The organism is Acetivibrio clariflavus DSM 19732 (assembly GCF_000237085.1).
GTDB classification, from domain to species: domain Bacteria; phylum Bacillota; class Clostridia; order Acetivibrionales; family Acetivibrionaceae; genus Acetivibrio; species Acetivibrio clariflavus.
Map to the genome: position 1 here is coordinate 1644440 of NC_016627.1, position 24515 is coordinate 1668954.

Consider the following 24515-nt stretch of genomic DNA (forward strand, 5'->3'; position numbering starts at 1 on the left):
TAAAAAAGATTTAAAACTAACTTTTTGACTTCCGGATAAAATTTATTGTAAATGATAAGGGATGGAGACTGTTTATCCTTAGGCATAACCGTATTTTTTAATAATAGAAATTAAATAAAATGCCTGATTAAAATAATGTGCTGAAATTTAAGGGAAGAAATTTTTTGATTTTGTGAAAAGGAATATCTGTTTTTTTGCAACAAGAAAAACTATGCTTAAGAGAAGTTTTTGTAAATCATTTTAAGATGAAATATCGGGGGAATTTAAATGTTATTGAGGTTATGGAATTATGTCAAAGGATATGTTATTATATTTGTTGAGGGCTATTTTTTAGAGAAGTTTGTAAATATATGCACTAGAAGACAGATTTTTCTTTGGGATATAAAGAAGAGAAAAAATAGCTCTATGTCTATGAAAGTTAGCATTAAAGGGTTCAAAATGTTGCGACCCATTGCTAAAAAGACAGGCTGCAGGGTAAAAATAATTGGAAGGCGTGGAGTCCCATTTGTTCTTTACCGATATAAAAGGAGAAAGACTTTTGTAGCAGGTGCTGTACTTTTTGTATTATTATTTTATTTTATGACTTCATTTGTATGGAGCATTGAGGTTACGGGGAATGAGAAGCTTGAAACTGAAGTTATAATGGATAAAGTTTACCAGCTGGGAGTTAAGCCCGGGGTACTCAAATATAGAATAAATCCTCACGATGTTGCAAACAGCCTTAGGTTTGATATAAAGGATTTGTCGTGGGTTAGTGTTGTAATAAAAGGTACTAAAGTAAAGATTGAAGTTGCAGAGGGCGTAGAAAAACCGAAACTGGTTGATAAAAATACTCCTTGTGATATTGTAGCGGCTAAGGATGGGGTAATTAAGTCCATTATTGTAAAGGCCGGTTTAGAAGCAGTAAAGGTTGGTGAGACTGTTAAGAAAGGACAGGTACTTATATCCGGGACGGTACCCGTTAAAAATCAGGAAGATAATCCTAGAATTTTACATGCAATAGGCGATGTGATAGCAAGAACTTGGTATGATGCAAGGGAACCGGTGGAAACCAAAATTTTTGAAAAGAATAGAACAGGCAGGAAAAAAGACTATTTGTCTGTTGTAATCTTTTCTAAAAAGATTGGCTTATTTCATGCAGGTTTGCCTTATGAAGAGTATGAAAAGGTTAATATTGAAAAGAATCTTACCATTGGAGAAGATTTGGTTTTACCCTTTGGAATTGTAATTGAACGTTATTATGAAAATAATATAATTGAAAAGGAAATATCTTTGGATGAGGCAAAAAAAATAGCTGCAAACAATGCCTACAAAAAAGTATATTCCAATTTGCCAAAAGATGCAAAAATAGTTGATACAAGTGTGAATTTTATTGAAAACGAAGATGGCCGGATTTTTGCGGAAGCAATAATTGAGTGCCTTGAAAATATTGGATACGAAAGAGAGATTGGAGGAAACTGATTGGAAAGTCTTGTTGAGGTTTCATTAGAGTTTGATAGAATTGAACATGCTATGAACATTTTCGGTAATTTTGATGAAAATTTGCATGTTATAGAGGAGTCCTTAGGGGTAAAGGTTATTGTTAGAGATAAAAATATAAAAATTGTCGGTGATGGGGAAGAAGTTTATAAAGCAAAAACTGTTCTTCAAAGATTGATAAATCTTGCAGCACAAGGTGAGATTATAACAAAACAAAATGTAAGTTATCTGGTACAACTTGCTAATGAAAATCAATTGGACAAGGTTAGCGATTTTAATACCGATTATATTTGTCTTACAGCCAGAGGCAGACAAATAAAGTCAAAAACTCATGGACAGAAAGTATATATAGACGCTATTAAAAATAACGATATTGTGTTTGGAATTGGACCGGCAGGAACAGGAAAGACTTTTCTTGCAGTAGCGATGGCTGTTACTGCTTTCAGAAATAAGGAGGTAAATAGAATTGTACTGACAAGACCTGCTGTTGAAGCCGGGGAGAAGCTGGGGTTTTTGCCCGGTGATTTGCAAAACAAAGTTGATCCGTATTTAAGACCGTTGTATGATGCGCTGTATGAAATGTTGGGATTTGAAACTTACCAGAAATATCTCGAGAAGGGTATGATAGAAGTAGCACCTCTTGCATATATGAGGGGAAGAACTTTGGATGATTCTTTTATTATTCTGGATGAAGCTCAAAATACAACACCGGAACAGATGAAGATGTTCCTGACCCGAATTGGATTTGGATCTAAAGCTGTTATTACCGGTGACATCACTCAGATTGACTTGCCGGGAGACAAAAAATCCGGTCTTAAGGAAGTAATTAATATTTTGAAGGAGATTAAAGGAATATCCTTTGTGTATTTATCCGATAAAGATGTAGTAAGACATGAACTTGTGCAAAAAATTATTCAGGCCTATGATAAATATGACAAAAGACGAAGCAACTGATAACTATGGGGTTATTTTGTAGGAAGTGAATTTTGCAAGTAACTTCTTTATGGAGGCGAAACAATTTATGACAAAGGATAGGAATAAGGAGTCTTACGGTGGGGTTAAAAACTATTTTAAGGACAAGCGTATCCAAAGAATAATGATTGCAGTAATAACTGTCCTTGTTGCGTATGCAATTGTATTGAACGGTGCTACTCCAAAGAAATATAAATTAAAACTTGGAGAAAAGTCGGAATATGACATCACAGCCCCCAGAGACATAAAGAATACAATACTGACTGAGCAAAATGCCAGGAGAATAGCAGAAGCTGAAGCAGGAGATATGAAAGAAATCAAAAATGCTTCCATAGAAGTTATAAATAAAACGGTGGATTTTATTAGTTTTATTGAAAAATATAGAAAGAATGCCGATAAAAAAATAAGGGAAACTTTAAGTACTAATGATGAAAACTATGATAGTAAAGCTTTAAATATTAAAAAGGAAGAAGCAACTAATCTGAATAAAGAGTTAGAAAAATTGGAAATTGTTTTGTCTTATGACCAAGTATTATTCTTTGTCGCAAATGCAACCGATGAAGATATACAAAATTTCGGATCATTGTTGAGAGAACTGGTTGTGGATATAATGGGACAGGATGTTACGGAAGATAATATATCCCAAAAAATTGTTCAGATGCAGAACAGTATTTTGACATCAAATTTAAAACAAGAATTGAAGAATTGCGGGTTGCTTTTATCCAAATATTTAATAAAACCTAATAGAACCATAAATGCAGAAGGTACAAGGGCAAAGAAGGAAAGAATATATGAGCTTGCATTGAATGACCCTAACAACATTGTGATGGTAAAAAAAGGCGACAGAATTTTAAGTAAAGGTGATGTTGTAACCGAGGACAAGCTTAAAATACTTGAAGAACTTAATCTGTTGGAAACTACAGGAAAGATAGATTTCTCTTTTGCAATTGGTATATTTATTATTATATTTTTGATTTCAATTTTACTTATTTTGTATATGAATAAGTTTTGCAGGAAAGTGTTTAATAACAGGAATGATCTGATTTTACTGTCACTCCTTATCCTTATAATACTTATTACTGCCCGTATGGTTTTTGAAATATCAACCCTGACAATACCTATTTTTTTAGCTGCAGCTCTTATATCCATATTGCTGGACTTAAGACTGGCTATAATTGTGAATTTCTTATTGACAATTTCAATTTCCATTATGACCAATGGTGAGATTAAGTTTATGATTTTAGGTGCGATAAGTGGGGCTTTTACAGCGTTTATTGTTTCTAAAACCAGTTATCACAGAAACTCACTTTCTATGGGTGGGCTTATTATAGGAATTATAAATGTTCTTATCATAATATCCATTGATTTAATTGAGAAGTATCCGCTTAAGACCATAGTTTACGAATCCATTGTCGTTATGCTTAACGGATTTCTTTCTATTGTTCTTACTATTGGGCTCTTGCCTTATTTGGAAGTAGCTTTTAATATAGTTACTCCTATTAGGTTATTAGAACTCAGTAATCCAAACCATCCCCTTTTGAAAAGGTTGTTGATAGAAGCACCGGGAACATATCATCACAGCTTGATGGTGGGAAATTTAGCTGAAGCCGGCGCTGAAGCGGTTGGGGGAAATGCGTTGTTAGCCAGGGTGGCAGCATATTTTCACGATATAGGCAAACTTAAGCGGCCGGGCTTTTTTATGGAAAATCAAATGGATGGAAATCCTCATGACAAGATAACAGCCAACTTAAGTACTCTTGTCATAACTTCGCATATACATGACGGAGTGGAAATAGCCAAAAGATATAGAATACCTCAAGTTATAAGAGATATAATCATACAGCACCATGGAACAACACTGGTGGCGTATTTTTATCACAAGGCGAAGAATGTTGAAAAGGATGATTCGGTTGATGAGGAAAACTTCAGATACGACGGAGAAAAACCTTCCACAAAAGAAGCGGCGGTTGTAATGTTGGCAGATTCAGTGGAGGCGGCTGTCAGATCCATGCCTGATAAAACAGAGGGGAAAATAGAAGGGTTTATAAGAAAGATAATAAAGGACAAGTTAGATGACGGCCAATTGGATCAATGCAACTTGACTTTCAAAGATTTGGATAACATAGCTAAGGCTTTTATGAAGGTTTTTGGAGGATATTTTCATGCAAGGGAGGAATACCCTGATATCAAGAATAAGGACAATGTATCTAATAATGAGAATGATTTAAAAATAAACGAACAAAATAGTAATGACAGCCATGAGGAAACAAATTTTAGAGATACTATAGAGGAAACAAAAGGCCAAATAGCTGCACATTATAATAATAAGACGCATAAGGAGAAGAGTGAATGAGAGTCCTGATAGAAAATTTACAGAATAAAATAGAAGTGACGGATGATATGGAGGAATTGGTAAGAAAGGCGGTAAATATAAGCCTTTCTATAGAGAATTTCAGTATACCGTCAGAAATTTCAATAATGTTTGTGGACAATCAGCATATTAGGGAGATTAATAGAGAACATAGAAAGATTGACAAACCTACAGATGTACTTTCTTTTCCGATTGTAGATATGTATGACGGGGTTATAAATTCTGATTCTGGTGATTTTGACCTTGATGAGGACCTATTGTTGCTTGGGGATATAATTATTTCCCTTGAGATGACAAAAGCACAGGCAGAGGAATATGGACATTCCTTTGAGAGGGAGCTGGCTTTTTTGGTGACTCATGGGGTTTTTCATTTGTTAGGTTACGATCATGATACACCGGAAAGGGAAGAAAAAATGATATCAAAACAATATGCTGTGCTAAAAACGTTAAATCTAATGATATAAATTATAAGTTTTAATGCTGAAATTGTTTATTATTGGTGATTATAATTTTTAATATAATCTTAGATTTTACGGGAGGAAGGATTGAATGAGTTTTAAATCAGGCTTTGTGTCAATAGTTGGGAGACCTAATGTCGGTAAGTCTACACTTTTAAACAGTATTACCGGTGAGAAAATTGCAATAATGTCCGAGAAACCTCAAACTACAAGAAATACAATTAAAGCAGTAGTGACAGGTGACAACTATCAATTGGTGTTTATTGACACCCCAGGAATACATAAACCCAAAACTAAACTTGGAGATTATATGGTGAATATTGCAGTTGAAAGTTTAAGTGAAGTTGATGCGGTATTGTTTCTGGTAGAAGCAAATACAGTCAAGCCTGGACCAGGAGATCTTTATATAATTGACCAATTAAAAAATGTAAAATCCAATGTTTTTTTGGTTATAAACAAAATTGATTTGGTGGATAAAGCCCAATTGCTGCCTCTTATTGATGCTTACAAGGATTTGATGGACTTTGAAGCTATAATTCCTATTTCAGCTCTAACGGATGGAAAGCAGGATTTACTTATTAGCGAAGTTTTGAAGGTTATGCCTGAGGGACCGAAATATTTCCCCGATGATATGTTAACAGACCAGCCGGAAAAATTAATTGCTGCCGAACTGATCAGAGAAAAAATACTTCAGTTGGTAAGTGATGAAGTTCCTCACGGCGTAGGAGTTGAAGTGATATCTTTTAAACAAAGGGAAGACAAGAATATAATTAATATTCAGGCTAATATTTACTGTGAAAAGGATACCCACAAGGGAATACTTATAGGAAAAGGCGGAAAAATGCTTAAGAAAATCGGCAGCTTGTCAAGAATTGAAATTGAAAACTTATTGGGAACAAAAGTATTTTTGGAATTGTGGGTAAAGGTAAAACCCGACTGGAGAAATAATGAGCAGATGTTGAAGGTACTCGGTTACAAAAAATAATTGATGTGTTTTTATAAATGCATTCCTGTGGTATTGATTATTGGAAGATTGGAATAAATTTTAATACTGATTTTCAGATAGCATAAATTTTCAAGTATACAAAACTTTTTTTTAGTGAAACCTATAAATAGAATAAAAAACTATTGGACTTATGTTTATTGCTTTTAATTTATAAACTTATGTTCAATGGGAAAATTACGGAATTTCACTGAAGAAAATGAATGGAATATCAGTTTCAATAAATATATAGTTGCCAAAAAATACTTAAGGGGGATGCATTTTATGTTAAAGGAATTTGCTTGGAAGGTTTTCGAGAGTACTGGAAGTATCGATACTTATATTTTACTTAAGGAGATTGAAGAAAAAAGCAGAGTTGCTGAGGAAACTGAGGCAACAAAAGATGAGGTTGCTATAAGCAAGAATTAATTTTGATAGATAGAAGACAAAAAGTGTTTTATAGCATGTAAAATATAGATATTTAATGAGGGTCAAAATAGAGATTCTTTTAGCTTACGAGGTTGCAAATGAGTTATATAAAAACAAAAGGTATAGTTCTAAAAGAGATGAATGTGGGAGAGGCAGACAAAATATTAACCATCTTTTCAAAAAGCAAGGGTAAAATATCCGGGGCTGCGAGAGGAGCCAGAAGACCCAAAAGCAGACTTATTGCAGGGACGCAATTGTTTTGTTATAGTGAATTTGTGCTGTTTAAAGGAAAAGATATGTATTCAGTTAACAGCTGTGATGTAATTGAACCTTTCTATGAAATTAGAGAAGATTTGGTAAAACTTACCTATGCGGCTCACATGAATGAAATTTTAATGGATAATGTTCAGGAAGAGCAGCCTTCAAGCAAAGTATTGCAGCTCTTTTTGAACTCTCTTTATATGCTGGCAAAAACCGGTAAATCACCGGATTTGATTACGAGAGTTTTTGAAATTAAGCTAATGTCAATTTTAGGGTATGCGCCTTCCGTAATGGGTTGTTTAAAATGCGGAAGAGAGGATTTTAAAGACTTCTATTTCAGCTTTGAACACTGTGGTTTTTTATGCAGGCAATGCACAGAGGGTGACAGATATGCTTTAAGATTGTCTGAAGGTGCTGCAAGAGCAATTCATTATATAGTTTATAGCAATATGAAAAACGTTTTTAATTTTGAAGTATCAAACTCCATACTTTTAGAGCTTGAAAAAGTCTCAAAAAGATATATGAAGGATAGGCTGGATAAAGAATATAACAAATTGAACTTTTTAAAGGCACTTAAATAAATTATAAATTTACATAAAAATACAGGCAGAAAAACTCTGCTCTTAATATAAAAAATATGGTATAAGGAAATATTAATGACCTATTTCCTTTGCATTAGTCTCTCGCATAGGTAAATTAAAGAGACATAGGCGCTAAAGCATATATTCTAAAGAGTATAAACAGAACTTTTAATGGCAGCCTGGCGATCATAGTTTAGGGATATTAACCTAAACGTTAGACCCAAAGCTTTGCGCCGCCGTTTTTCAACGACTTTGCCCTGTTTCATAAGTCACTATTTATATCTCCTTATACCGTGATCGGGAGGAAATATTGTACTACTATTTTTATTATAGCATAGGATAGTGTGAAAATAAAGTATTATTTTATTATTTTATAGTAAAATATTAATATCTCTTTGAAAGCATGACTGATACAATAAAATTTTATAAATAAATTGAAAAATTATTAACAAAAGATATGTCAATTTTATTTAATTTATAGTATAATTATTTCAAAAGTAAAATGATATAAATTGTTACAATAAAAAACTTATTGAGTTTCATTGTTGAAAGTGTAAATTTCCTCGAAAAAACGGATTTATAGATAAAAAAATATTAATTCTATTATTGGTTAACATAAAATGGTTTCGAAATGTAACCTGTCTGATATTATCAGCATGAAGGAATTAAAGCAGAATTTCAGAAACCGTAGTATAGAAATTTATTGGGAAGTATCTAAGGTTTTTGCAAAGGGTTATGTTCTGATATCAAGTTTTTACGGGAAAAGTGTAGGATTTCATTGGTCGTACAATGTCTGATATAAATTCTTCAATGAGTTTAATACAAGTGAAATGATATTCGAAAGTTTTCTATGTGTTTTTTATACAGTTTAATATGTTCTGTCCGTTTATACCTTTTGAAAGGGGTGGGGGATTGTGTCTGAACTATATTTGGACCAAAATTCGCAAAATACTTTCTTAAGTATTGATAAAAGCCTCAATAAGCTGATAAATGTAGGTACAGGTATTGAAATAAAACACATTAATATGAGCGAGTACTTAAATGCCACTGTGGTAGAAAAGACTGAAAATACGCTGAGGATTATTACTAAGGAATTAATTCATGAGACTTTTTTCTTTCCCGGTGATTGCGTGTCTATAAACTATTCAGATCTCAAAAATCTTTTTGTGATTAGCGGAAAGATAACAAAAATTAATTCTTTAGATCCTTTAGATTTTACTGTACTGATAACTCGGATTGAAAAGATGAAAAATTTAAGAAAATATCAAAGATATTATGTAAGTCTTTCGGCAAGTTTAGATGTCCCCGATATTTCAGAGAGGTTGTTTGTAGTTGTTAAGAATATAAGTTCCGGTGGAGTAAAAATAAATTGTTCCGATTATCTGCCTATAACCGGTAATATTGTAGGAGTTGAAGTAATTCTTGACAGAATTAATAATTTATTTTTTAAAGGTGCGATTGTAAGAAAAGGATGGAACAAAAGCTATTTTGAATACGGTATTGAGATACAGGAGATTTCGGAATCCAATTATAAATGTCTTAATCACTACTTAAATTGGCTTAGTTACGATTATAAAAATATATAGGTATAAAAGAGGTATAAAAATGCTTTGCCTGGTTAAAACCTAAGGTAAAGCATTTTTTATTATTTAAATAAATTCATTCCTGTGATATACTATATTAGTTAATTTTAATAATTTTAAATTTACATTTTATAATACGGAATTAAGGTGTATCCTGTAATAACGAAATACTTGTCAAATATGAAGGTACAAAGATATTGCAGGGAATATGTTTTATATTGAATATATAAGGCAAAGAGGGGCATGAAATGAAAGAGATTTACCTTGACAATAGTGCAACAACAAAACCCTATGATGAGGTAGTAGAATATATTTCACAAATTAGCAAAGAAGTTTATGGCAATCCGTCATCCATCCATCTTAAAGGATTGGAGGCGGAAAAACAAATAAAAAACGCCAGGGAAATTATAGCCAGGTCGTTAGATGTACACAATCAGGAAATTTATTTTACTTCAGGGGGGACAGAGGCCAATAACCTTGCCATACTTGGTTTTCTTGAGGCTAATCCGAGGATGGGAAAGAAAATTATAACAACAAAGATAGAACATCCGTCGGTATTGGAAGTGTATAAATATTTAATGAATAAAGGCTATAAAGTTCATTTCCTTGACGTGGACTACAGAGGAATTGTCGATATGAATGATTTAAGAGAAGCTGTAGATGAAGATACGGCATTAATTAGCATAATTTATGTAAATAATGAAATCGGAACAGTACAGCCTGTAAGTGATATAGTGGAAGTAAAAAATCAGAAAAACAGGAATGCTGTAGTTCATATAGATGCAGTACAGGCTTACGGGAAAATGAAAATTGCTCCTGGTAAATTAGGTATTGATTTATTGTCTGTAAGTTCACATAAAATACATGGACCTAAAGGTGTAGGAGCTTTATATGTGAAAAAAGGTTTAAAATTGAAACCTTTATTGCTAGGTGGAGGACAGGAGTTTACCATGAGGTCGGGGACCGAAAATGTTTCCGGAATATGCGGATTCGGAATGGCAGCCGATATAACCAATAGTAAAATAGATGAAAATTATCTTAGATGTGCAAAAATAAAGGAATACTTTAAAAACAGACTTAAAGAAGAGTTTTCCGAGGATATATTGATTGTATCGCCAAAGGACTCATCACCCTATATTCTGAATGTGTCTTTTGCAAATATACGAGCAGAGGTGCTGGTTCACCACCTTGAAATGAAGAATATATTCGTCTCAACAGGGTCTGCCTGTTCTTCAAGAAAGAATATACACAGCCATGTACTTAAGGCAATAGGACTGAAGCCTGATAAAATTGACGGTGCCATTAGATTCAGTTTCTCTGCCTTTAATACCATAGATGAGATGGAATATACCATTGGGGCGTTAAAAGAAATATTACCCAAAATTAGAATTAAACGCGGAGGTAAAAGATGAAGAAGGTAATTTTGGTAAGGTATGGTGAAATACTGTTGAAGGGATTGAACAGGCCATTATTTGAAAAGAAACTTATAGATAATATAAAGAGAGCCATATATAAATTGGGAAAGATTGAAGTATCAAGATCCCAGGCAAGGATATATATAGAACCGCAGGATGAAAATTATGATTTTGATGAAGCAATCAACCTTTTAACTAAGGTTTTCGGTATTGTATCAGTCAGCCCTGTATGGAAGATTGAGACAGATTTTGAAGTTATTAAAGAAAAGTCTGCGGTTATGGTAAAGGATTTACTGGGCAGAAAAGGCTATAAAACCTTTAAGGTTGAAACAAAAAGAGGGGATAAAAGGTTCTCTATGGATTCGCCGGAAATAAGCAGGGAACTTGGAGCGCATATCCTTGAGTCTTTTCCCCAATTAAGTGTTGAGGTAAAGAATCCCGACTTTATTCTCTATGTTGAGGTTAGAGAATTTACTTATATATACTCGGAAATAATTCCTGCAGTATGCGGTATGCCGATAGGAACCAATAGCAAGGCAGTATTGCTTTTATCGGGAGGTATAGACAGTCCTGTTGCTGGGTGGATGATTGCAAAGAGAGGAGTTGAAATTGAGGCTGTTCATTTTTATAGTTATCCATACACAAGTGAAAGGGCTAAGGAGAAAGTAATTGACTTGGCAAAAATCCTCTCTCAATATTGTCAGAAAATAAAACTTCATATAGTTCCTTTTACCGATATCCAGTTGGAAATATATGAAAAATGTCCTCAAGACCAATTAACTATTATTATGAGAAGAGCCATGATGATTATAGCAGAAAGGATAGCTGAAAAGGCTGGTGCTTTAGCATTAGTAACAGGAGAAAGTGTGGGGCAGGTGGCAAGTCAGACTATGCAGAGTCTGTATGTAACCAACTCTGTAGTAAAAATGCCGGTATTCAGGCCTTTGATTGGAATGGATAAAAACGAAGTAATAGAAATTGCAAGAAAAATCGGTACTTTCGAAACTTCAATACTTCCCTACGAGGATTGCTGTACAGTGTTTGTTTCGAAGCATCCTAAAACAAAGCCAGTGCTGGAAAAAATATTATTATCGGAGCAAAAGGCTAATCTTGAAGAATTGATCAATAAGGCAATTGAGAATACAGAAGTATTGGTTATAGGGAGCAACTAGTTAATAAAATACCTTTATAAGAGTAATATTAAAAACTAATGAAAATATTAATAATAATATAGGGATATCTTAAAACATATGCTCAAAAATCTGTTATTAAACAGAAACTTTTGAGAATAATAATTAGTGAAAATATCCTTATATTATTTTTTTGTGTAGAAGGTATTAAATATGTTAAATAAAATAGCTTCCGGAAAGAAAAATATTGCAATAATTACCTCTGTGTTTCTTATAATTACAACAATAATTGCTTTTTTTGCCTGGGTTCTAAACCAGAAGACCTTTTACATGGGTATAAAGGTTGAAAATATTTCATTGTCGGGAATAGGCAAGTTAAAAGCATGGGAAAAAATACAGGATGAGATCAATAAGAACTTTGCCGGAAAGAAATTGATATTAAAACATGGTGATAAAGAGTGGAACATTGGTTTAAATGAAATATCTTACAGTTTTTTGGTGAACAACGCAATTGAAGATGCCTATAGAATAGGAAGAGAAGGTAACTTTATAAACCGTTTGATGACGGTTTACCGTTTAAGAAAAAAAAGCGTAAATGTTCCCCTTACTGCCCAATTTGACAGAAACAAATTGAGAAGTATTTTGGAAGACATAAAAAATGAAATTGACCAAAAAGAGGTAAATGCTTCAGCAATTTTTCAAAATGGGAAAGTAATATTTAATGAAGAAGTAATAGGAAAAAATGTTGATATTGACAAAAATCTTAATATGATAGAAAATATATTATTAGAGAAGAATTTTTCTCCTATAGAATTAATTGTTGACGATATCTATCCAAGGGTCAGATATAATGATATTTCTGTCATAAGTAAGGTTATAACTACTTTTTCTACGTCTTTTAATCCGCAAAAAGTTGATAGAAGCTATAATATTAAATTAGCATGCGATAGGATAAATAATACTGTCTTATTGCCCGGCGATACATTTTCCATGGATAAGGCTTTAGGACCGAGGACTATAAGCAACGGATACAGAAATGCACCGGTTATCGTAAAAGGAAAGATTCTTGAAGGTGTTGGAGGAGGTGTATGTCAAGTAACAACAACTCTATATGTGGCGGTATTAAAAAGTAAATTGGAAGTTGTTGAGAGAAAACCTCATTCAATGCCTTTAGGCTATGTTGAACCTGGGCAGGATGCAACCATTTCAGAAGGATATATAGATTTTAAGTTCAAAAATAGCAAAGAATATCCCATTCTGATAAGTGCACAGGTATCAGGCGGTAACATTATCATTAGAATTGTCGGAATAAAAGAAGAAGCAAATCAAACAGTGAAACTCAAGTCAGTGGTGGTTAAGAAATTGAATCCCGAAAAGGAAATTGTAGTTTTCGATGAAAAGGTTCCTTTAGGAGAAGTAGTTGTTGAAAAAGCTGCTGTAACCGGTCAGAAGGTTGTTGTATACCGTGAAACCTATGATCAAAATAACAAACTTATTGAACGGGAAAAAATATCAGAGGATACCTACCTGCCTGTCAGAGGTGTAATAAGAGTAAATCCTGCAGATAGGCATTTAGTTAATTAACAAATTCATGGATTGCAACATAATATTCTTTAAAGCATTAGATTTTAAAAAATTGTGAAAATGTGAGGGATTTATTGTGAATGATGCTTTATACTCCAAAGAACTTGTATGCCCGGTATGCAAAAACAAAATAGAAGTAACTAAAGTTAAATCAAAAGCTTGCGTAGTATCATCCAAAGATACAGATTTTTGTTTATATTACGAGGGAATAAATCCGATTTTATATGAGGCATGGGTGTGCGAATATTGCGGATATGCTGCACTGGGGGAAAGATTTGAGGAACTGACTGACAAGCAGGCACAAAAAATTAAAACGGGAATTTCACCTTATTGGAAAAGCAGAAGTTTTAATGGAGAGAGGAATATCGACCTGGCATTGGAAGCCTATAAATTGGCATTGTATAATCTTCAAAAAATAGAAGCTAAATCCAGCGAATTGGCAAAAGTTTGTATTAGAATTGCATGGTTATACAGGATGAAAAAAGATGAAAGGGAATATGATTTCTTAAAACATGCTTTAAGATTTTATCTTGATACATATGAGAATGAAAAATTTCCGGTGAACAAGCTTGATGAATACACTTGTATGTATATGATTGCTGAACTTTACAGAAGAACCGGAAATGTGGATGAAGCAGTTTTATGGTTCAGCAGACTTATAACTTCACCTGGTGCAAAGGAAAATAAAGTTCTTGTGGAGTATGCCAGGGAGCAATATTATCTTGCAAAGGAACAAAAAGAAAACAGTAAACAAATATCGTGAAAAAGAAAAATTAGCTCTTTGAAAGGGCTAATTTTTTATGTTGATTTTAGAAAGACATATTTTGAAAAATTGAACCTTTTACAGTAATATGTTATTATAAAAATAAATTTGCGCAAGCCGGAGGAAATATGAAAATAGGAAAAATTCCGAACAGTGTTTTAAAGGAAATTGTTTTAGATAAAATAAAAGGCAGCAGAAAAGAAGTGCTATTAAGGCCAAAGGTAGGAGAAGACTGCTGTGCAGTAGATTTTGAAAACAAAGTGTGTGTACTTTCATCGGATCCCATTACCGGTGCTGAAAATGAAATTGGGCGTCTTGCGGTACATATTTCGTGTAATGACGTAGCATCATGCGGTGCTGAGCCTTTAGGTCTTATTGTTACAATTTTAGTACCGCCAACAGCAACACAAAAAGATTTAGAACTGGTTATGTCTCAGATTAGTGAAACGGCAAACTCATTGAATGTAGATATAATAGGTGGACATACTGAAGTTACCGGTGCAGTTAATCGATTTGTTATAATTACTACTGCTGTAGGATATGTATTGAAGGACAAGCTGGTATCCACATCCGGAGCAATGGTGGGAGATGATATTATTCTAACAAAGTTTGCAGGGATTGAAGGAACTGCAATAATTGCCCATGATAAAGAAAGCGAACTCAAAGATAAAATTGAAAAGGACGTTTTGGAAAAAGCTAAATCATTGGTAAAAGATATAAGTGTAGTAAAGGAAGGAATAATTGCAGGGCGGTTTGGTGTAAATTCAATGCATGATGTTACAGAAGGCGGAGTATTAGGTGCAGTGTGGGAAGTTGCAGAAGCTTCCGAGAAAGGTGCTGTTATATATGCCGATAAGATACCTGTATTGAAAGAAACTTTAAAGATCTGCAATATTTATAATATTGATCCTTTTAGGTTGATTTCGAGCGGTTGTATGATTATAACCTGCAAGAACGGAAAGGATTTGGTAAAGGAATTAGAAGAAAACGGTATAAAGGCGACTGTTATCGGTCAAATAACAGAGGGCAATGAAAAACGGCTTGTATTGAAGGATGGTTATATTGATATCAATGAGCCCTTATCCGATGAGTTGTACAAAGTAGTAAACTAGAAGATATTATATTCAAAAGGGGGTTTTACTATTAGTATTTTAGAGAAAATTACCAAGCAAATGGGAAGTCCCGAGGACGAAGAAAAGCAAATTGATTTAATATCTTTTATTCTAGTGGTTCTAGTAGTTGCTGTATTGCCTTTTGTAGCAATTCCAAAGGTAGTAAATACACCGGTTAACACATGGTATTTTTTGGATATACACGGTTATTCAAAAATGGTTTTTTTAATTATTATATCAATGATTATGTTAACCTTAATGGGATTTAAAAGGTTGGCAAGAAAGCAGCATATAAAGATTTGTCTTCCTCTTGCTTTGTTTTTATTATGGGTACTCGTTTCGCTTTTTTTTGCTAAAGATAGGGCTGTGGCTTTTCATGGATATCCTCTTAGGTGGCAGGGATTTGTAGCCTATTTTTGTTATGCAGTCGTTTTTACTTTTATTGTTAATATGGTCAAGAAAAAGGATATAGGAAAGATTCTTACAGCTTACTTTATAGCTGTTAGTATAAGTGCAATTCACTCTATAGTAAATTATTATGGAATTGAACCGCTAAACATAATTACTAAAACTTTCTTTGATGCAAAAATAGTACCTGAAATATCCCGCGGTACTCTTGGAAACAGAAATACAGCAGGGGCTTTTTTCACTATACCTACAGTTATGTCACTTGTTATGTTTCTAAAAAGTAAAAGTTATGAAAAAAATATATTATACTATTCTTATCTTGTCTTATCCTATGCTGCACTTTTGGTATCTCTTACGCGAGTTGCATGGCTAGGTGCAATTGGTGCAATTGCTTTGACAATATGGGTTTTTCGCAAATATTTCAAAGAGTACTTAAAAAAATTCTTATTGATCGCAGTTTCTTTTGCTATTATTCTTGTCTTATTAGATGTTTCAGGTAACGGTAGAATAGTTGGCAGATATTATTCTATGAAAGACCAATTCAAGCAGGCGTATGACGGCAATGTGGAACAGTTTGGGTCAAGCAGAATTTTTATATATGGCAAGGCATTTAAAGTAATCGCTGAACATCCTATTGTAGGTACAGGCCCTGATTGTTTTGCATACTATTCTGTAATAACTAGGGAGGAATATGAGAAACATCCTGAATTAAGTGGTATTGGTTATTTTGACAAAGTACACAGTGAGTATTTGGAATATGCCGCAACTATGGGAATACCAGCCCTCATGTTCTATTTGTGGTTCCTTTTATCAATCTTTATTCCTTGGATTAAGAAAGGTAAGGAAATAAGTCCTGAAATTTTTGCGATTTTATTGGGTTTAACAGGATATTTGTTGCAGGCATGCTTTAACTTTGGAACTATTAGTACACTTCCAGGAGTTTTCGTATTGCTGGGTATACTAAAAAATGCTTTGGGAAAGGAAAAAAATGAAGAAAATAATGAACGTATTGAAAATTTTGCTGATGATTCTGCGGTAATCGACATTAATGACAATACTCATTGACATAATTCTTATTTATTATTATAATCCTAATATTGGACTTATAGTAATATCATAACTGGAACATGGTTTTTAAAACGTGTTTGTTTTAAGTTTGTAAATTATTATTTTGATATTGTAAATAGCACTTTTTTTATTTTGTAATTTTAATAGGAGGTTTTTTCATGTTTAATTTGAATGAATTATCAAAATTTGACCCGGAAGTTGCAAAGGCAATAGAGGATGAAATAAACCGTCAAAGGGATAAAATCGAATTAATTGCATCTGAAAATTTTACCAGTGAAGCTGTTATGGAAGTAATGGGAACTCCTTTGACAAACAAATATGCTGAAGGATATCCCGGCAAGAGGTATTATGGAGGATGCGAGTATGTTGATGTAATTGAGAATTTAGCTATCGAGAGGGCTAAAAAGATTTTTGGAGCGGAACATGTAAACGTTCAGCCCCATTCCGGTGCCCAGGCTAATATGGCTGTTTTCTTTGCAGTATTGAATCCCGGAGATACGGTTCTGGGTATGGACCTTGCCCATGGCGGACATTTGAGTCATGGAAGTCCAGTAAATTTATCGGGAAAGTATTTTAATATTGTATCCTATGGAGTTAGCAAAGAAACCTTTAGGATAGATTACGATGAAGTTCGAAAGATTGCTAAAGAGTGTAAACCTAAAATGATAATTGCTGGTGCAAGTGCTTATCCCAGAATTATTGATTTTAAGGCATTCAGAGAAATAGCCGATGAAGTTGGGGCTTACTTGATGGTAGACATCGCCCATATTGCAGGTCTTGTTGCAGCAGGATTACATCCAAGTCCTGTACCGTATGCCCATTTTGTAACCACTACTACTCATAAAACCCTGAGAGGTCCCAGGGGCGGTATGATAATGTGTACAGGTGAGTTTGCAAAAGCTATAGATAAAGCTGTGTTCCCGGGTATACAAGGGGGGCCGCTTATGCATGTAATAGCTGCTAAAGCAGTTAGCTTTAAAGAAGTTATGTCCGACGAGTTTAAGCAATATCAGACACAAATAGTAAAAAATGCTAATACATTGGCAAATGCCATGATAGAAAAGGGATTAAATATTGTCTCCGGAGGTACGGACAACCATCTGATGCTTGTTGATTTGAGAAATAAAGGCATTACCGGTAAAGAAGCACAGTTTATGCTTGATGAGGTTAATATTACAGTAAATAAAAACGGTATTCCTTTCGATACTCAGAGTCCATTTATTACAAGCGGTATTAGAGTTGGAACTCCTGCAGTTACAGCAAGAGGAATGAAGGAAAACGATATGTTTGAAATTGCAGATCTTATAAATCTTGCACTGACTGATTTTGAAAATTCCAAACAAGATATTAAAGATAGGGTTAAAGCTTTGTGTGACAAATATCCTTTATATAAGTAATGTATCCAATTAGGATTTGAATCTATAAGCTTCAGAAAAAATTAATAAGACAATTAGAAATTGCAAGCTTGTTGATAAAAATATAATGACGCCAGTTACAATAAAGATAACCGGCGTCATTTTTTGCTGTATTAATTTGTATTTTACTGTATTTTGGAAAGCTCAAATTAGAATTTGAAAAGTACATACATATACAATATATATTTAAGACCTCCTATATTTTCTTTTGTTGATTTCAATAAAGGATGATAAAATTCCAGAACCTTGTTAAAATCATCTATTGTAACTTCATCTCTGCTATATCTTGCCTTTACAAATATCTCAGTTACTTCTGTTATTTTATAGGGATAAAATTTCCCTGTACTGTCAAGCCTTTCGGCATGATCAAGCGGTGTTTCACCCACCTTAATATCAGCATCCTGAAGATATAAAAGATTTAAATAGTATTTGTAGAGTTCAAGCACAGCTTCTCTTGGTGATAGTTTGGAAATATTTGTTATGCGCTTTTTTCTTTTTAAAATGTTTAAAAACACAACTAAAGCAGCAAGTAATATTATTGATACGACAATAGATATAGCGGTTACAAGCTTTTTGTTTAATGGCTTTTGTTTTTTTACTGTTTCTGTTTGCTCTTGTACATTATTTGTATTTCTAGGAGTAAAATTACTTGAGGGGGTTGGGCTATTTGAACCGGGTGTAGGTGTTTGCAGTTGTGGAGTGCTTGAAATTGGTGCCTGATAAAGGTTATATGAAAAGTTTGCAGTGGGTTCAAACTGTATCCAGCCAATACCTTCAAAATAAACTTCAACCCAGGCATGTGCCCGTTCATTTGTAACTTCATATAGTTTGTCCTTTCCTGTGGCTGACGGGAGCAAATAACCCTCAACATATCTTGAGGGTATACCTATACATCTTGTAAGGATTGCCATAGCTGATGCAAAATAAGTGCAATATCCCTCTTTGCGTTCAAAAAGAAAATAGTCTACAAAATCAACGCCATCAGGTACATCACCGGGACTAAGATTGTATTTGTAGTTCTTTGAAAGATATTCCTCGATTGCCTTTACTTTGTCATAGTCATTGTTTTCATTCATTGTTATTGAATATGCAAGGTCTTTTACTCTTTGAGGAACAGTATCCGGTATATCAAGATACTGTGAATATATAGCATTTGAATGATACATTAAGGAGGATAGACTTAAAATCCATTCAAAAAGATTCTGATTATTTCCGTAAATGTGTTGAGAATCAATATTGCTGATTAAGAGTAAAACATCATTTAAAGCATTATTTTTATCCTCATCAGAGAGTTTGGAGGCATTGATTTTATTGATAAGATATTTGGTTAATCTTTCTTTCATTACTTCAGCATTTGGAGAATCTAATAACCTTTCATACAAATAATTATAGTTTATTGATATTTGCTCTTCATACCAGTTATATTTACTATAAAAGACTTCATATAAATAGTTTTGGAGAAAATTAATCGATTCTTCCCAATAATATCCGTAAAGGTATTTATGGCTTACCCGCAGAAGATTTTCAAAATTTTTGTCACCGTAATTTATATCATAGGTGTTAAAGGCATAAGAAAAACCTTTGCCTAATAACTTTCTTGCCACTAAGACTCCTTCAGCATTGACAAAAATATCGTTTTCGTCGGAATCCGGGAAGTGGAGATTGGAGGTTTTAAGCGGTGCAAAAAGAGAATAGGTATAAATATTCTCATATTGAATTTCAACGGTGTATTTTGAAAGATTCTTTAAAACATCGGGAGCTTCGAAATAGTCTAATGTTTTTCTGTAGTAATCGGAAAGCAGAAACAGACCATTTTCATATTCGAAGGTATCTATGTTAAGCTTGTTATTTTTGTTACCGAGCTCATAATAGGAGATATTTGTATTAACCCATGAATAACCGGTATATTGATCACTTGAGCGACCTTTAAGATATAATGTTTTGGGCGATTTTACCTTAAGAACTAAAGTTTTGTCGGGAATTACATTGCTGCCTAATTTATTGCTATCATTTCCAAAGCCTGTTGAGGACAAATCGAAATAACCGATGTTCTGCGTTTTAACTGCTCGGCTTCCAAAATTCATAACATAATATATTTTATCATCAAGCCATTTCCATTCAATGGGGCGTGAATTTACCGGAATAAATACGGTCAGGAGAAGCACCAATAACGCTATAGGTGCAATAAAAACAATAAAAGCCGATGGATTAACAAAATCGTTGGAATCCTGGGCCCATTTTCTGTTGTACACATGGAGAAGATAGTAAATCAGTATGGAAACTATAAAAGCGTAAAAAGATATATAAGCCCGGTCTTCCACAAAATAATCGAGCATCCATTGAACACAGAATATTGAAAGCCCGGTTAACAATAGAAGATAAAAGTTAAATTTTTTTACGGTGAATAAATAAACAATTAATGAAAAAGCGAATGCAAAAAGCAGGGTAAATATAATTGCAAAATATTCATTCGGGTTTTCTTTACCCTGAACAAAGTAAAAGAGCCATATAAAAGGTTCAATCAGACGGTAAAATGTCTTTTTAAAAATTGAGTATACGACAAAAACCAATCCTCCGAAAATGAAGGAAATAACAGATATTTTTGTCATTATTCCATTGACAAGGAGAATGGAAAAAGCCAATAAAAATAAAAATACAAACCCTAAAACTTCAAGGGGTGTATATTTAAATCCAAGGGTAGTAGTGAACGGAAAAGCAAAACTAAAACTCAGGGCAATCATGAGAATGAATTTAACTATATATTCAATCAATTTTTTTAACGGCACATTATGTCACCTCACATTTTACTAAGCACTGGCACATTTGAGAACCGTTTCTATATTATCGTCGACATTAATTTTGTATGCATCTATGCCTATTTCAGGCAAACCTGTAAGGATATCTCTCACCATGTTCTTATTGCTTGCCAATAAGTCTTCAGCACAAACGTAAACAATATTGACATCATGACCTGAGGCTTTTAAGTTATATAGCTCATCATAAAGGTCATAATCAATATTTGATGTAAAGATTATAAGATCCATTTTATTTGCATTATCCCTGCTGTAAATATTTAAAAGGTCTTTAATGTGTATATCCTGGTCAAAACTTACATTTGAAAGCAGATCATAGATTTTGTCAAAATCCACGGTATTTTTGGCTTCGATTTTATTTACTTCCTCGGAATGATAAACAAAATTTATTGGTATCCAGTTGCTGAGGCAGTAATAGGCAACAGCAACAGTACATTCGATTAATTTGTCTTCAAGTACTATATTTTGCTCATAGCTGTAATTGTTTTTTTGGAGGTCAAGCATTATAACGCAGTTGGTTTTTGAAGTACCTTCAAAGTTTTTAACCATTAGTTGATTAACCTTTGCGGATAATTTCCAATGAATCCTTTTCAAACTGTCGCCGTAGGCATATTTTCGGGTGTCGGAAATAGTTGTAAAATCTTCAAAATGATTGTTTAATATTGAATGGGATTCCGACATATAGTTGGTTTTTATATTAAAGTTGTCAAGACTTATCAGGCGAGGATTAACTGTTATGGTTTTGGTTGCGTCAGGTTTGCGCGAAAGTCGGAAGATTCCAAGATAATCCTCAAATTCAATGGACTTAATGCCTACCGTATAATAACCCCGGTATTTGCAAGTGATACCAAAGGTAAAGGATTTTTTCTGGAAAGGCAGCAGCGAAAAGCTTTTTGTTTGAAATTGCCTGGAGAAAATGGTATCTTCCCCGTAAAAGTTTACTTTAATAAACGGATACAGAAAAAAGTCAGGGTTATGGATATTTAATGTATAATTAACTGACTCACCTTTTATAACTGTCCTTTTGTCAATGGATTCGGTAAATCGAAATCTCTTGCAGGCAATAAAGGTAAACAAAAAAGAAACAACAGGCAGTATAATAACAATGTAAAAAAGCATATAAGGTATTTTGCCGCCATAAAAGTATACAAATGTAAGAGACAAAAAAAATAAAGAAAAATATAAAATTCTATTTCTAGCCATAATTCTCCACCAAAGTAATTTTAATTGCCTGAAGAATGGATCTGATTATTTCTTCGGGTGAAATCTTTTTTAATCGAGCTTCCTGTTTTAATACGATTCTGTGGGAAAGTACAGGTACTGCCATGTACTTTACGTCCTCAGGCAATACAAAACTTCTGCCATTATAAAAAGCCCAAGCCTGTGCAGCACGAAATAATGAAAGGGAAGCCCTCGGGCTTGCACCTAAGCTTATATCCCCATGGTATCTGGTTTTGTCGACTATTTCTACAATATAATCGCTTATTGTTTTGTCAACAAATACTTGTTTTACTTTGTGCTGAATTGAAATTATATCTTTACCGGAAGCAACAGGCATTAGCCCATGGACCGGGTTGGAAATCTGAAATCTTGCAAGAATTCGACTTTCATCCTCTTTTGAAGGATAACCTATTGAAACTTTCATAAAAAAACGGTCAAGCTGAGCTTCAGGAAGAGGATATGTACCAAGGTATTCTATGGGATTTTGGGTTGCCAGAACCATAAACGGCTTTGGTACATAGTAAGTTTTTCCGTCAACTGTAACCTGTTTTTCTTCCATAACTTCAAGCAGGCTTGACTGTGTTTTGGGTGAAGTTCTGTTTATCTCGTCTGCTAAAATAATATTGCTCATAATACTCCCAGGATGAAATTCAAAGGTCCCTTCCTTTTGATTATACATTGAAAAACCTGTTATATCCGACGGCAGTATATCAGGAGTAAATTGTATTCTCTTAAAGGAAGCATCGATTGATTTGGACAAAGAAGATACGAGGGTGGTTTTGCCTACCCCCGGTACATCTTCTATTAAAACATGCCCATCACAAATAAGGGATATCAATATAAGTTCAATTACATTTTTCTTTCCGATTATTACATTTTCCACATTAGCAACAATTTTTTTTAAAAGTCTTACCGACTCATCCATAATATGTCTCCTTGCTTAATTTTATGTACTCATTAGTATTATAAATCAATCTGTCCATAAATCAATGGAAGGTTGTCCCACAATATATTGTGGCTAAAATGTAGATGAAAACCGTTAACTTCAACCTGTGGTTATAAGTCAAGTGTTTTGATGACACTTTTGAGTGCTTCACCGGATTTTTTCAGTAATTTGTTTTCTTCATCGCTAAGTTCCACATTAAGTATTCTTTCTATTCCGTTTTTATTTACAATTGTAGGGACGCTTAAGCATACATCCTCGATACCGTATTGTCCTTCTAAAAGACTCGAAACTGTAAGTATGGAATTTTCGTCTCTTACAATGGCTTCTACAATTCTTCTTACTGCAAGGGCAACTGCATAATAGGTAGCACCCTTTTTCTTTATTATTTCATAGGCTGCATTTTTCACATTCTCATATATGATCTTCCTGGATAGCTTGTCTTTGCAGCCATGACATTCATCGCAATACTTGTCCACCGGAATACCGGCAATATTGGCAATACTCCATGTGGCAACTTCGGTATCTCCATGTTCACCCAAAATATAGGCGTGAACATTTCTTGGATCAACACCGGTATGCTCTCCGATAAGGTATCTGAATCTTGCACTGTCTAATACAGTTCCTGAGCCGATAACCTTGTTTTTAGGAAAACCCGAAATTTTATATGTAACATAAGTGAGTATATCAACGGGGTTTGTAACTACAAGAAGTATGCAGTCGTTATTGTATTTTATAACTTCACCTACAATTCCTTTGAAAATTGCAGTATTTTTATGTACCAGATCTATGCGGGTTTCTCCTTCTTTTTGATTGGCACCGGCTGTAATAATGACAATATCGGAGCCTTTGCAGTCACTGTAATCTCCATTGTATATTTTTACAGGTCTGACAAAGGGCATTCCGTGATTCATATCCATTACTTCGCCTTCTGCCTTATCCTTGTTTATATCTATTAACACTATTTCCGATACAAGTCCGCTTGTCATCAAAGTATATGCTGTAGTCGAACCAACAAAACCTGCGCCTATTACTGTTACTTTTTTAATTACTTTATCATTCATAGTAGTTTCCCTCCAGTCCATTGTGCTAGCGTTATTTTAAGCATCATATAATTATTCTGAATTTTGCAAACATCAAAAATACAGTTTGTTTTTCATCAAATGTCGGCTTATGCAGAATAATATATCGCAAACAAGGTTAAAAAATTATAATTGCAAGTTTTAACGTTACACGCTGAAAATCTTTTAATTTAAAATTAACTTATTATTATATTATACCTTATACTGCAAAATGTAAAACATATTATAGCAATTTTTTCAAAAAACTAAACGGAACTTATATTTCATGACTGGAATTGATATAATATTCCAGTTGCACTTAAATTGTCTTATTATTTTTTTGAAAAGACTTGTAGATGAATCAATTTAGAATTAAAATTTTAGTGATATTGCTTTACTGACTTCGATAATCTTAATGCGGAATTATTTTATAGCTTTTTTGATAACAATTAATATTCATTAAATA

General features: G+C 33.6%; 19 protein-coding genes and 1 riboswitch. Of the genes, 15 read left to right on the plus strand and 4 right to left on the minus strand.

Features of this window, described 5'->3' with window-relative positions:
* Positions 1-267 precede the first annotated feature (267 nt).
* The 15 genes from yqfD to glyA all read left to right on the plus strand — a co-directional run bounded on the left by yqfD (position 268) and on the right by glyA (position 17993).
* Positions 268-1461, plus strand: coding sequence for a sporulation protein YqfD (yqfD, locus tag CLOCL_RS07020; protein ID WP_014254694.1), 1194 nt, complete (start codon positions 268-270; stop codon positions 1459-1461).
* On the plus strand, positions 1462-2433 hold the full coding sequence (locus CLOCL_RS07025) for a PhoH family protein (RefSeq protein WP_014254695.1): 972 nt from the start codon (positions 1462-1464) through the stop codon (positions 2431-2433).
* A 67-nt stretch (positions 2434-2500) separates the two neighbouring features.
* Positions 2501-4804: an HD family phosphohydrolase gene (locus tag CLOCL_RS07030; RefSeq protein ID WP_081467019.1), complete on the plus strand. Its 2304-nt coding sequence runs from the start codon at positions 2501-2503 to the stop codon at positions 4802-4804.
* The gene (gene ybeY / locus CLOCL_RS07035) at positions 4801-5286 is read left to right on the plus strand and encodes an rRNA maturation RNase YbeY (RefSeq protein ID WP_014254697.1); all 486 of its coding nucleotides are present in this window, start codon (positions 4801-4803) and stop codon (positions 5284-5286) included. Before CLOCL_RS07030 ends, ybeY begins: the two co-directional genes overlap by 4 nt.
* A gap of 85 nt (positions 5287-5371) precedes the next feature.
* A complete protein-coding gene (gene era / locus CLOCL_RS07040) occupies positions 5372-6265 on the plus strand; it encodes a GTPase Era (RefSeq protein WP_014254698.1) in 894 nt (297 codons plus the stop codon).
* Between the two features lie 282 nt (positions 6266-6547).
* Positions 6548-6691 carry a YqzL family protein gene (locus tag CLOCL_RS21485; protein ID WP_014254699.1) on the plus strand — a complete coding sequence of 48 codons (144 nt, stop codon included), beginning with the start codon at positions 6548-6550 and terminating at the stop codon, positions 6689-6691.
* 98 nt (positions 6692-6789) lie between these two features.
* Positions 6790-7533, plus strand: coding sequence for a DNA repair protein RecO (recO, locus tag CLOCL_RS07045; RefSeq protein ID WP_014254700.1), 744 nt, complete (start codon positions 6790-6792; stop codon positions 7531-7533).
* 170 nt (positions 7534-7703) lie between these two features.
* Positions 7704-7800, minus strand: a riboswitch (cyclic di-GMP riboswitch).
* A gap of 647 nt (positions 7801-8447) precedes the next feature.
* Positions 8448-9119, plus strand: coding sequence for a PilZ domain-containing protein (locus CLOCL_RS07050; RefSeq protein ID WP_014254701.1), 672 nt, complete (start codon positions 8448-8450; stop codon positions 9117-9119).
* A gap of 245 nt (positions 9120-9364) precedes the next feature.
* The gene (locus CLOCL_RS07055; RefSeq protein ID WP_014254702.1) at positions 9365-10528 is read left to right on the plus strand and encodes a cysteine desulfurase family protein; all 1164 of its coding nucleotides are present in this window, start codon (positions 9365-9367) and stop codon (positions 10526-10528) included.
* Positions 10525-11703 (plus strand): tRNA uracil 4-sulfurtransferase ThiI, encoded by a 1179-nt coding sequence (gene thiI, locus CLOCL_RS07060; protein ID WP_014254703.1) that lies wholly within the window; start codon positions 10525-10527, stop codon positions 11701-11703. The genes CLOCL_RS07055 and thiI overlap by 4 nt, the downstream gene beginning before the upstream one ends.
* Positions 11704-11874: 171 nt before the next feature.
* On the plus strand, positions 11875-13245 hold the full coding sequence (locus tag CLOCL_RS07065; protein ID WP_014254704.1) for a VanW family protein: 1371 nt from the start codon (positions 11875-11877) through the stop codon (positions 13243-13245).
* Positions 13246-13321: 76 nt separating this feature from the next.
* A complete protein-coding gene (locus CLOCL_RS07070; RefSeq protein WP_014254705.1) occupies positions 13322-14008 on the plus strand; it encodes a DUF2225 domain-containing protein in 687 nt (228 codons plus the stop codon).
* 128 nt (positions 14009-14136) lie between these two features.
* A complete protein-coding gene (locus CLOCL_RS07075; RefSeq protein ID WP_014254706.1) occupies positions 14137-15120 on the plus strand; it encodes an AIR synthase family protein in 984 nt (327 codons plus the stop codon).
* Between the two features lie 60 nt (positions 15121-15180).
* A complete protein-coding gene (locus CLOCL_RS07080; protein WP_014254707.1) occupies positions 15181-16593 on the plus strand; it encodes an O-antigen ligase family protein in 1413 nt (470 codons plus the stop codon).
* A 161-nt stretch (positions 16594-16754) separates the two neighbouring features.
* Positions 16755-17993 (plus strand): serine hydroxymethyltransferase, encoded by a 1239-nt coding sequence (gene glyA, locus CLOCL_RS07085; protein ID WP_014254708.1) that lies wholly within the window; start codon positions 16755-16757, stop codon positions 17991-17993.
* Positions 17994-18160: 167 nt separating this feature from the next.
* Here the strand turns inward: glyA and CLOCL_RS07090 are convergent, their stop codons facing one another.
* From CLOCL_RS07090 to CLOCL_RS07105, 4 genes are all read right to left on the minus strand, one after another.
* Positions 18161-20797, minus strand: a complete 2637-nt coding sequence (locus tag CLOCL_RS07090; protein WP_014254709.1) for a transglutaminase domain-containing protein — start codon at positions 20795-20797, stop codon at positions 18161-18163.
* 21 nt (positions 20798-20818) lie between these two features.
* A complete protein-coding gene (locus CLOCL_RS07095; RefSeq protein ID WP_014254710.1) occupies positions 20819-22027 on the minus strand; it encodes a DUF58 domain-containing protein in 1209 nt (402 codons plus the stop codon).
* A complete protein-coding gene (locus tag CLOCL_RS07100) occupies positions 22020-22970 on the minus strand; it encodes an AAA family ATPase (RefSeq protein WP_014254711.1) in 951 nt (316 codons plus the stop codon). Before CLOCL_RS07100 ends, CLOCL_RS07095 begins: the two co-directional genes overlap by 8 nt.
* Positions 22971-23101: 131 nt before the next feature.
* The gene (locus tag CLOCL_RS07105; protein WP_014254712.1) at positions 23102-24052 is read right to left on the minus strand and encodes an L-lactate dehydrogenase; all 951 of its coding nucleotides are present in this window, start codon (positions 24050-24052) and stop codon (positions 23102-23104) included.
* Positions 24053-24515 lie beyond the last annotated feature (463 nt).